The following is a 10,556-nucleotide window of genomic DNA, read 5'->3' as shown; positions in this document are numbered from 1 at the left end:
TATACTTATTTCGCCAAGGGTTGTCAAGCGTTTTGCGAAAATATTTTGGGATTTTTGGGTGATGCCCGCAGAGCAAGGGTTGTGATTGTTGAGTCTGCCTGTTAACTCCGATCGCCCTCTCTGGTTTATCCTTTGGGGCTGCTTTTTGACCCGAAAAATGGGTGTTTGGCCACTCTGTAGAAGATTTTAGATGTCAAGATGATGGGACTGACTCACAGCTAAGGCTTGGGCTAGGGTGTCAACCCGATCGCGCGGAGTTTCACAGAACTAGGTGGTTGGTCAATCTGAGTCATATACATATATAAGTAGTCGTGGCATTGGCTGGACTTGACGATCGGGAGATTTGCATATGCGAACCCGATCGCCGGCGTACCATTCCTCAGATACAGAAATCCCCCGCAACCACTCTCTGTAATTGCAGGAACCCCCAAACAGGTTCTGTTACCCCAGTTATCAGCCGTTGAGGTTCGATCGCGAGTTAGTCTCCTCAACATCTACATCTAAAAAGTGCAAGTGACTCTCGGACTCAGTATTGACAGCAATCACCAAACCCGTTTTTCCCCAAGCAGCGATCGCCCGGGGTGCGGCAGGGCTGCTAAAATTCCCTACTTGAACGCCTTGATTATTTAAAACCAGAATCTGCCCCCCAACATCCGCCAACACCCATCCCCAATTAGCCACACAAGCAGAAACGGGCAAACTTTCCAGGGGAATTCGCGCTACCTTCAGCGGCCACAATTTCATCAACAGCACCGCCGCTTTGCCAGATTGAGGAATTCCCAGTAAAGTATACGGTTCAGGTGTCAGCACCATCTGTCCGACGGTGGCCGACAACCGTACAGAGCCCACAGCCGTGCCGCGGCGAGTGTAAACCCTAAAAATAGTTTGGGGATTTTTCGGTTCGTTGTCGGGCCAAATGGCTAAGACGTGTCGCCGATCCAAAAACATTAATTCCGGTAAATAATGTTCCGGTAACGGCACGGTAGCGATCGGCTTCAAAGCCTTTTCTAGATCGGCCTCAGTGCTGTTTGCACCTAAAGCATAAAAACGCAGTTCTCCTGGAACAGCCACTGTCAACCAGCGGCCGTCAGAATCAACAGTAGCTCTAAAAGCATCTGTGCCTTGCCTTAAACCCATGTCTAGTAAGCACTGAGGTTCCCAAGATCGATCGTTTACCCAGTAAATTTTGAGTGGAGTCAGAACGCAGCAGCCGTCAGCAGTAGGTAAAATGCCGCGTACGATTTCCGGCATAGATATCGTGCGCGGCATTTCTTCTGTAACTAGGTGTGTTTGCGGCTGACACCAAACCTTCACATCTTTATCTACAGCAGCGTAGAGATATTTTTCAGTAGCAATTAAAGCCGTCAGCGGTGCAGAAAGTATCACTGGCTTTGGTTGCGTCACCGCATAACGCATAGTCCGAACTAAATTAATAGTCGGCTGTGAGGCTTCTTGCTCTTCGACTTGGGCCAAAGACTCAGTTTCCGACTTCAGATTTTTAGCACGGCTGGTTGTGGGGTGTTCCCAAGGAATAATGCAGTCACCCAATTTCCTGACAGCGGGGTCGTACATTACCAGCCGCAGGGCTTGACCCATTTGGGAAGCACTGGCAAAGCGGCGCGCCGGCAGCTTTTCCAGAGATTTTTTGACTATGGCTTGCAAAGGCTCAGGAATAGCGTCAGGAAGTTGCAAGCGTTGATTCAGATGCGCCCACCTCAAGTCTCCGGGGGTGCCACCGAAAGGGCGGTAGCCCATTAGCAACTCAAACAATAGAATTCCCACTGCATATATATCTGACATGGGGGAATAAAGACCGTAAAATCGCTCAGGAGCCATGTAAGCGGGGGAACCTACGGTAGCGTCGGGAGAAAGTTCTTGGTGCAGGCGAGTTGTACCGATTTCTGGGAGTCGGCGGGCGATGCCAAAGTCAGACAGCCGGGGCGACCAACCTTTGGAGCCTAGAGTTAGGAGAATATTTTCGGGTTTGATGTCGCAGTGAACTACGCCTCGGCGGTGGGCGTAGTCTAAGCCTGCTAAAACTTCCATGACTAGCTGCAAACCTTCGAGCAGGCGCAAGGGACGGTCTTGTTTGAGCAGGTTGCGGAGGGTTCCTCCCTCGCAGTAGTCCATGACCAAGTACCTGCCTGTAGCTGTGTGTTCTAGAGCTCGGCAGGTAACGATGTTTGGGTGCTGTAAGGTGATCAGGAACCAGAGCTCTCGTAAAAATTCGCTAGTTGGGGCTTTTTGATGGCTGAGTTCTTTGAGAGCAACCAGTTGACTGGTGAGGCGGGAGTCTTTGGCGGGAGTTTCTCGAACGCTTGCACAAAAGACTCGACCAAATTGTCCTTGTCCGACTAGCCCTAAAATGCGGTACTTAGAATGTTGCATCGGTCTGTCTAATTATAGGAAAAGCTTGAGCTAGTATTAAAATATGTAAAGAATTCTGACCCAAATTCAAATTTTTGAATCGATCGCCAGGTACTGCTATGTTATCTCAGGTTCATTCTCAGCCTCCTTGAGAACGATCGCCCCATCCCACCTACTATAATCCTTGAGTCTCTCAGTCAGTATCAACTTTGTCGAATTCCGGTGTCCGATCTCGAACAGTCTGTGGCTGCTATTTTAGTCGATGGCGACTATTACAGTTTTTTTAAAGCTCTTCAGGAGCCAGAAAAGGTTTTAGCCATAGTGGCCAAGCTGGGAAATAGGAACGATCAAACAGCGATCACCAAAATTGCTAAGGGTTATGCTATCTGGGTTAAAGAACCGGAAGCCGATGCTGTCAAGCTATCTTAACCTTTTTGAGTGTTAGCCGGAATTTTTTTGGTTGTGAATATCTCGATCGTAATTTGCTAAATACTCAACCTAACAGAATCAAAAATTAAGATGGTTAAAATTATTAAACTTGAGCCAATTGCCGAAGAAATGGCAGTCGAGACGCGATCCAATATCCTGTCTGCCTTACTTTCCAAAGACTTAGACGTTCTAAAGGAATGCGGAGGGCGGGGTATGTGTGCTACCTGCCACGTTTACATTAAAGAAGGCATGGAAGCTTTGTCTGACATGAACCGTCGCGAAAGCAGGACATTGGAGGTCATTACTACAGCTAAAGGTAATTCGCGACTTGCTTGTCAGGCTCAAATTATGGGTGAGGGTGTAGTTGTACAGTTGCCTGCGGGGATGTATATTAATGCTATTGAAAATGTGGAAGCTCTGATCGGCCGCCGGGCCCAGCAAGATTTATTGCATCCAATTACGGGTCAAGTAGTTGTAGAATCGGGAAAGTTGATTACTCGTTCGATCGTCACTCAGCTTAATGAAACCCGCTTCCAAGTAGGACAGTATTTAGTTCGGACTAAAGAAGCGTGAGCTACCAACACTAATATAATTGCGGCTCCGGGACGGGGCGCCAATTAAATTAAAACTTGATATGTTGGATTTGAACAGATTGTTGCCCCAAAGAAAAAAATCATATTATGTTGAGTCAACTTGCGCGTTTGAGTACGGAAGCAGATGGACGCTACGCCACGGCTGACGAACTCCAATTTTTGAAAGACTATTTTCAGTCTTTAAATCACCGAATGAGTGCTTATAAGAAGATTCAAGCGGCTGAGAAAGAAATTATTCGGCAAGTGGAAGCAGAAATGCAGTCTCTTGACCCTAGTTTATTTCGCCGGGGGTCTCAAGATGTGACGGCAAAGTGGCGTGTAGATGCTCTGCGGGTGTTGAGGCACTCGGCGGCAGCACTTTTAATTAATGATACTGAACGGTTGCGCGATCGGCTGCTGCTTTGGTTTCAAACTATTTTAGGCGCTTTTCAAGCTCGAAATAGTTCGGGTGTTACTTACGATGTGATGAAAAAGGTACTAAAACAATATCTGACTGCTGAAGAAGTCAGCCTATTTTTTCCGATTCTGGACATCAACCGCACTGTACTGGGCAAATAATCAAGGGAGATGTCAGACGATTTGAGATTTGAGTTGAGATGGAGAACGAATGATGACATAAGGATTTGGACCAGTGGCCGACAGTTGCATTTTTTAGGGAAACTGCACTCAGCTTAACCTCGATAAATTTTACCGTTAGGAAGAATAGCTCCCATCAAGTTAGCTCCTCTCAAATCCGCTTCAGTGAGAATGGCTCCCCGGAGGTTTGCTGCTGTCAAGTCAGCTTTCCGCAAGTTGGCTTTACTCAGGTTAGCTTTGCTCAAGTCAATTTCATGCAGGCAACAGTTAGAAAGGTCGGCATCAATCAGGTAGGCTCCGCTCAAGTTGGCTTTGCTAAGGTTTGCCCCGCTCAAGTTGGCTTCCATCAAATAAGCACCGCTGAAATTGGCTTCGTTCAACAATGCCTCTGCCAGATTAATTCCCGTTAAAAGTTTGCCGCTCAAGTCTACACCGCCCATATCGGCCCGGCTGAGGTTGATACCGCTTAAGTGGCAGCCATTCAAAGTAATCTTCCTGAGGTAGGTTTTGCTGAGGTCTGCTTTGCACAAGTTGGCTCTCTCCAAGCAAGCTTCGGTGAGGTCTGATTCGCTCAAACACGCGCCGTTTAAATAAGCTTGAGTGAGGTTAGTTTGCCTAAGATTAGCTTTCAACAGGTTGGCTTTGCTGAGGTTGGCACGGGTTAAGTTGGCTCCGGCTAGGTTGGCTTTGGACAATTCGGCTCCGGTGAGCTGTGCTTCGCTTAAGTCGGCTTCTTTGAGACTGGCTAAACTCAAGTCTGCGTCTTTCAAGTTGGCCCCGTTGAGATTGGCTTTAATCAGATAGGCTTTACTGAGGTTTGCCTCGCCGAGAAAGGCTTTGGTTAGTTTGGCCGCGCTCATATCTGCGCCTGTGAGATTGGCATTTGGGAGAATTGCTCCGGTCAAGTTTGCCCAATTCAGGTGAGCTCCGGCGAGGTTGGCGCCGCTGAGGTTGGCGCCGCTGAGGTTGGCGCCGCTGAGACTTGTGGCGATGAGGTTGGCGCCGCTGAGATTGGCTCCGCTGAGGTCGGCTTTGCTGAGGTTGGCTCGGCTCAGATGGGCTTTGGTGAGGTTGGCACCACTGAGATTAGCGCCTATTAAGTATGGTCGGTGCTGGTGTTGGTTGAGGTTGTCCAAACGTAGAGTAGGGGCATTGCTGGAACGGTATAAATCGATCGGACTCAAGACAATGCCGCGCAGGTTTGCCAGTCTAAAATCTCTTTCGCCGGCTGCATATCGATTTAGAAGTTCATTGGCGTCCATTAAGTTCGAGCTAAAAGTTTGAGGTTGTGGTTGCTTTTAAATTCTATTAGTTTGTTGAGTCAGTTATGAATTGTCTAGCTGCGAATTGCAAACGTTTTTTAATATAACTAAAACCCAATTTTTAACTAAGCTAATTTTTTGATAATTTAACTTATTGTTTCGATATTTGGGTGGATGCAATGGCTGCCGAATAATTTATATGATACGGGAGAATCTCCGGCTTTGTAATTTTTTATGATAGCGCTCTCCCGGAAGAGGCCGTGTTGTATAACCTGTGCGAGCTGGAACAGCAACAAATGCAAAATTTAGATGTTTCCTCTGATAGCAGTGTCCCCAAAAAGGTAACTGTAGCTTTGTGTTGCCTCGCCTAGCATTCATCATAACATATTGTCTCAATTACCGACAATCTGTAAAGCTTCGAGCGAGAGGAATGCAAGTCCTGATTATTATTAGAGGACTTTGCGTTCCTCTAGATTTAACTCCCTCTTATTACGCTCGTCTTTTTTGGACACTATCTCAGTGATTCCCGATCAAAAGTCGAAAATATAAAATGGTATGACAGCTATTAGGTATCAAATCATAGCTGTCAAATAAGTCAGTTTTTAAGGAGGCCAAGTTGACGAATAATAGCTTCGTGAGCTTCTCTTTCTTCAACCATAGAACTTGCTGGTTGGAGGCGATCGCGCAGCCCTAAAATAAAGCGGTTGCAGTCGGAACCCAAGGATTCGCAGGAGGTTTGCACGCAGTGGAGTTCTCGACCTGTAAGCTGACTGAAGAACGAACTTAAGATGCCTGCTTCCAGAAAACAGGCTGGCCACTTCGATTTGGGGGCTGTTTTGGCAAAAAGAGAGTTGGTAATTTTTACTATTAAAAATCCCTGTTCTGAATAGCTGGGGTCAACTTCAAATTTTCCCCATCCGTGGGTTTTCCAGCACTGTTGCAAGGACTGAAGAAATTCTACCATTTCCATTTCGGAAACTGGCTGACCGTAGTATTCGCTGACTTCTTCGCAAAAACGCACGTAGAAGTTTTTCCCCCACCAACGACCGCAGTTAAAAAGAACGAGCCGGGAGGCTTGACCGGTTTCTTGTTCTAAGCCGATATAAATGGCTTGAATTAGTGTTTCTGGGAGGGCTATGAGTCGATCGCCCCGGCGGTTTTCGAGCAGGCCGAGTTCGAGGTCGCCTCGGACGTAGGCATCGCTGGCAAAGTAGTTTCCAGGGAGTCGGGGTTGTTTGAGCAAGTCGGCAATATTAATCATCGCTAATTGGGAATTGGGAATTGGGAATTGGGAATTGGGAATTGGGAATTTGCCTATTCTTGATTACCTTGATCGATAATCATTGACTTTGCTTGGTCAAAAAATGGTTGCAATATAGCTCGGGCTTGCTCGGAAAGCAGTTCTTTTAAACGAGTTTGCAGCAGGTTGCAAACAGTTGCTTCGATCTTTGTAGTTTGGTGGGCTTCGACTATGCCGGAAACCCAGTCGAGGAGTCGCTGTTCGAGAAAATTTTGATCGTTGAGCAGCATGGCCATAGCACAGTACCGCAAGACTAACAGCCAGTGTTTGAGCGATCGTTCTAAGGTTTCTTCTTTTTCGTCGGGGAATGTTTCTTGTAGCTTGTTGGCTACTGGTTGGAAGATGCTTGCTTCCTTCTCTCGCAAAAATTCGTAAATTTTTAAGCGCTGGGACAAAGTTGCAATTTGACGCTTAAAAAGTATTAGTTCTTCGCCTTTTAAAAAGCGATTTTCTGCCCTATCCAGCAGCGCCTCAATCTCAGGGTGCATGATTTTAATTAATTGGTAATCGGTTATTGATAAAAAAGTCAGTTGGCTGTTGGCTGTGGGCTGTTGGCTGTGGGCTGTGGGCTGTGGGCTGTTGACTGTGGGCTGTTGACTAACAACTGCCAACTAACAACTAGCAACTACCAACTGACAACTGCCAACTAGCAACTAGCAACTAACAAGATTAAAACAGGTCGAATAGGTCGTCAATGGTGACTTCTGCGGGTTCGGAAATAGAAATTACTGGCACTGGTGGGGGTAGGGGCAGGGCGCCGACTTCTGGAACTCCTTCCCAAGAAATAGCTTGAAAAAAGTCGGCTACCGATCGGGTTAAAGTCAGCACGCTTCCGGGAGTCGAGCCATTTTGGGTTTCTAAAGGTTTTCCCAGCCAATTGTAGTTACCAAAGAAGTCTTGGACAGACTTGTCTAACCATGAAGTTTGACTTTTCATCTTTCTTCCTGCCTGGAGAGTTTCACCATCGCAGTCTCGATCGCGAATTGGTGGGAGGAAAGGCAGGGCAGGGTATGTGCCTTTCCAGGTTGTTTACCGCAATATTTCACCGTGTTGTAGTCGATTTTCAATATCGCGGGCGTTAGCACCTTCGTTGAGCCAGAATGCTGCTGCATCAATTTTATCTGGGTTGCCGAGGAGGAATTTACAATAGGTTTCTCCCATTGAGTAACATTGGAGTTCTATGCAACTCAGAGGCTTTTTGACGAGAGATCCGAAGAAACCGGCAAACAAACCGGCATATAGGTGACAAACTGGTTTGCCCACGTCGCCCAAGGTGCGAGCAACTGCTGAGTCGTAGAGGTTGATGAAGATGCACCCGTGTTTGCGATCGCTCATGTCAACTTCCCAGCGACCCCAACCTTGAGCTGTGAATGGCCACCACCAAGTTTCTAGCAAAAACATCAGATTCGACTGGCGAATATTTTGGCTGAATTCGGTGCTAAACCATTTTTGAAAAAATTCGGAATCTTGGAGTCCCCACTGACAACCAATAGTATACATGATTACAGAAGAAGCTGGGCCTACTTCTTCTTCGAGTCCTTCTACCAAGCCTATGATGAAGTCTTCGCTAGTAAAAATGTTGCGCGACTCGTTCCAGTCGTTGATTGTACCAAACTGGCGATCGAAGGCAAAAAAATCCTGAAACCTATAATGGTTGTGACTTTTAGGATGCTTTTGCTTGAGTGGCGATTCGCTGCGGGTGGAGATTTCTTTTTGAGCTGTAGAGACCATTTAGCGGGTTACTCCTGTTTGGTGTAGTTTGCAGAAAATTAGAATCAAATAGAACAAATAGAGCGGCCTGTGTATCCAATTTAACGTCATTTTTCTGAATAGAGGCATAGGGTAGAATTTTTGACTGTAATAATGTTGAAATGTGAAAATTTGAGGATGCTGAATTTGGGTGCTTGTTGGGCTTCTGCCTTGGGACAACTTCTATCTGAGGGCCGGAGCCTAAAGTGGGTATAAGGTTAAACGACTATGTGTTATCGTTTTGTGCAAGCTGTTCACTATATATATAGGGTATATGGGGATGAAACATCACGCTTGTATTGCAATAGGCATCAATCAATATCAGTTACTCCAGCCTTTGAGTTATGCCCAAGAGGATGCAGAGGCACTGTACGGTTTTTTGACTGAGGAGGCTGGTTTTGCGCCGGAGGGATGTCTGCTGATGACGGATAGCTCGCCGTCGCTGTGGGGTCAGTCAACGTATCCGAATCGCGAAAATATTCTGAGGTTGACGCAAAACCTGTGCGCGGAACACTTGCAACAGGGAGATATACTCTGGTGTTTTTTTAGCGGCTACGGTGTGAGCTATGAAGGGAAGGATTATTTGATGCCGGCTGATGGGAATCCGGCTGACATTGGGGGTACGGGGATTCCGGTAGAGTTGCTGTTGAATACTCTGAAAAATGCTCCTACGGAAACGGTGTTGGTGCTGGTTGATATGAACCGCAGCCAGATTGTGAAGGCGGGTGAAACGATCGGTTCTCAAACGGCGGATCTGGCGCGGGAGTTGGAAATCCCGACGGTGCTTTCTTGCCGCCCGAATCAAGTTTCGCGGGAAACTTCTGCTTTGCGTCAGGGGTTTTTTACGACGGCGCTTTTGGAGGGGCTGCGATCGGGACAGTGTACGACGCTTAAGGGTTTAGACCGTTTTTTGAGCGATCGGCTCCCGGAGCTGTGCGACCATCATTTGCGTCCGAAACAAGAGCCTTTGATGGTGGTGAATCCTCCGGGAAAGGCTCATTTGGTGATTTTGCCGGATGCCAATGGGGTGCCAACTGCTGCGTTGGCCGGACGCAATGGCAATATGACGGTTGGTGTGGCTGATGGGTTGGATCGCGGACAAATGGCGGTGGCTACGGCTCGCATCGATCTGCCTGATGCTGGCAATGCCATTGATGCGCCGGTTGACAGGCCGCCTGTGTCTCCGGCAAATGCTGTCCCGGCAGCAGGTGGGGGGGGCGATCGACCGAACTTGCAAAAGCCGGAGGATGCGGATAACGGCGGCTCGGACAAGTCATTTTTGCAGCAGCTAGTTTTGTGGAGTGGAGCTACGGCTTTGGTGCTGCTGTTGGGTGTTTTTCTGACGAACAGATCCATTTTTATTGGTCAGCAGGAAGCAGATCCTCGATCGCCTGCTGAGAATGCCCAAAACCCTCCGCCTCAAAAATCTACTGGTGCTGTGAAGCCGCAGAACCAACTGCAGACGGTGCAAGCAGGGAATGGTACCAAGCAGGCTCCGTCGAGCCAGCAGGTGTGGGCTGAGGCGAAAACTTTCCTCAAGGATGGTTCGGCTTCTAGTTTTAATCGAGCGGTGGTTAAGGCTCGAACGATTCCGGCTAGCGATCCGCTCTACCCGCAGGCTCAGCAGGATATTGAGCGCTGGAGTTTGACGATTTTGGATATTGCTAACGGGCGGGCGACGCGGGGCGATTTCTCTGGGGCGATCGGGGCGGCTAAATTGATGCCTGATGTAAATAAGCCGGTTTACAATCAGTCGAAAGAGGCGATCGCTCAGTGGGAGGAATTATCGAAAGAGCAGCAGGTAAATACTGCTTTGCTATCGGCGGCCAAGGGTCAAATTAAGCGGGGGGCTGCTTCTTCTTACAGTAAAGGCATCCAGCAAGCTACTAAAATTCAGCCCGGTGAGCCGAAGTATGAAGAATCTCAGAAGTTGATTGGAGAGTGGAGCGAAGCTATTCTGAAAATTGCTCAGTTGCGCGGCTCTCAAGGAAAGCTGAAAGAGGCGGTTGAAACTGCTTCCCTGGTGCCGTCGGGTACTAAGAGTTATCAGTCGGCTCAGAAGGCGATCGCCAGTTGGAAAGCTAAGCTGAAACGATAGAAAAAAGGTTGATTTAGTTGATAATTTCCCGGTTTCTGCCGGGAAATTATTTTAGCTACAAAAAAGCGGAGATCGTTCTTGACACTGCCAGAGGATACCTACACCTTGATTAAAACCGATAATTTTATCCACCACTTCCCCTGCGCCGATTCTGTCGCAGGGGATTTTATGTGCTGTGGGAT

Annotated in this window: 10 protein-coding genes; 4 read left to right on the top strand and 6 right to left on the bottom strand. The window is 47.7% G+C overall.

All coding sequences use genetic code 11. The features are described from left to right. Nucleotides 1-453: 453 nt before the first annotated feature. Nucleotides 454-2,388 (bottom strand): serine/threonine-protein kinase, encoded by a 1,935-nt coding sequence (locus tag IQ270_RS24085; RefSeq protein ID WP_193975710.1) that lies wholly within the window; start codon nt 2,386-2,388, stop codon nt 454-456. Nucleotides 2,389-2,589: 201 nt separating this feature from the next. On the opposite strand from IQ270_RS24085, the gene IQ270_RS24080 reads away from it, so the two are divergent. The 3 genes from IQ270_RS24080 to IQ270_RS24070 all read left to right on the top strand — a co-directional run bounded on the left by IQ270_RS24080 (nt 2,590) and on the right by IQ270_RS24070 (nt 3,947). Further along, a complete protein-coding gene (locus IQ270_RS24080) occupies nt 2,590-2,796 on the top strand; it encodes a hypothetical protein (RefSeq protein ID WP_228056648.1) in 207 nt (68 codons plus the stop codon). Nucleotides 2,797-2,886: 90 nt separating this feature from the next. Continuing rightward, nucleotides 2,887-3,369: a 2Fe-2S iron-sulfur cluster-binding protein gene (locus tag IQ270_RS24075; protein WP_193975709.1), complete on the top strand. Its 483-nt coding sequence runs from the start codon at nt 2,887-2,889 to the stop codon at nt 3,367-3,369. Between the two features lie 107 nt (nt 3,370-3,476). Further along, a complete protein-coding gene (locus IQ270_RS24070) occupies nt 3,477-3,947 on the top strand; it encodes a phycobilisome protein (protein ID WP_193975708.1) in 471 nt (156 codons plus the stop codon). Between the two features lie 113 nt (nt 3,948-4,060). Here IQ270_RS24070 and IQ270_RS24065 read toward each other — a convergent pair whose 3' ends face one another. From IQ270_RS24065 to IQ270_RS24045, 5 genes are all read right to left on the bottom strand, one after another. Further along, on the bottom strand, nt 4,061-5,227 hold the full coding sequence (locus IQ270_RS24065; protein ID WP_193975707.1) for a pentapeptide repeat-containing protein: 1,167 nt from the start codon (nt 5,225-5,227) through the stop codon (nt 4,061-4,063). A 595-nt stretch (nt 5,228-5,822) separates the two neighbouring features. Next, a complete protein-coding gene (locus IQ270_RS24060; RefSeq protein WP_193975706.1) occupies nt 5,823-6,488 on the bottom strand; it encodes a V4R domain-containing protein in 666 nt (221 codons plus the stop codon). A 53-nt stretch (nt 6,489-6,541) separates the two neighbouring features. Then, nucleotides 6,542-7,138, bottom strand: a complete 597-nt coding sequence (locus IQ270_RS24055; RefSeq protein ID WP_228056647.1) for a phycobilisome protein — start codon at nt 7,136-7,138, stop codon at nt 6,542-6,544. A gap of 58 nt (nt 7,139-7,196) precedes the next feature. Next, complete coding sequence (locus IQ270_RS24050; RefSeq protein ID WP_193975705.1) at nt 7,197-7,463, bottom strand: hypothetical protein; 267 nt, start codon at nt 7,461-7,463, stop codon at nt 7,197-7,199. Between the two features lie 93 nt (nt 7,464-7,556). Then, nucleotides 7,557-8,258, bottom strand: coding sequence for a V4R domain-containing protein (locus tag IQ270_RS24045; protein ID WP_193975704.1), 702 nt, complete (start codon nt 8,256-8,258; stop codon nt 7,557-7,559). 292 nt (nt 8,259-8,550) lie between these two features. On the opposite strand from IQ270_RS24045, the gene IQ270_RS24040 reads away from it, so the two are divergent. Further along, a complete protein-coding gene (locus IQ270_RS24040) occupies nt 8,551-10,374 on the top strand; it encodes a caspase family protein (RefSeq protein ID WP_228056646.1) in 1,824 nt (607 codons plus the stop codon). Nucleotides 10,375-10,556 lie beyond the last annotated feature (182 nt).

The organism is Microcoleus sp. LEGE 07076 (genome assembly GCF_015207455.1).
Taxonomy (GTDB): Bacteria; Cyanobacteriota; Cyanobacteriia; order Cyanobacteriales; family Microcoleaceae; genus Microcoleus.
This window is presented reverse-complemented; position numbering and strand designations above follow the sequence as displayed.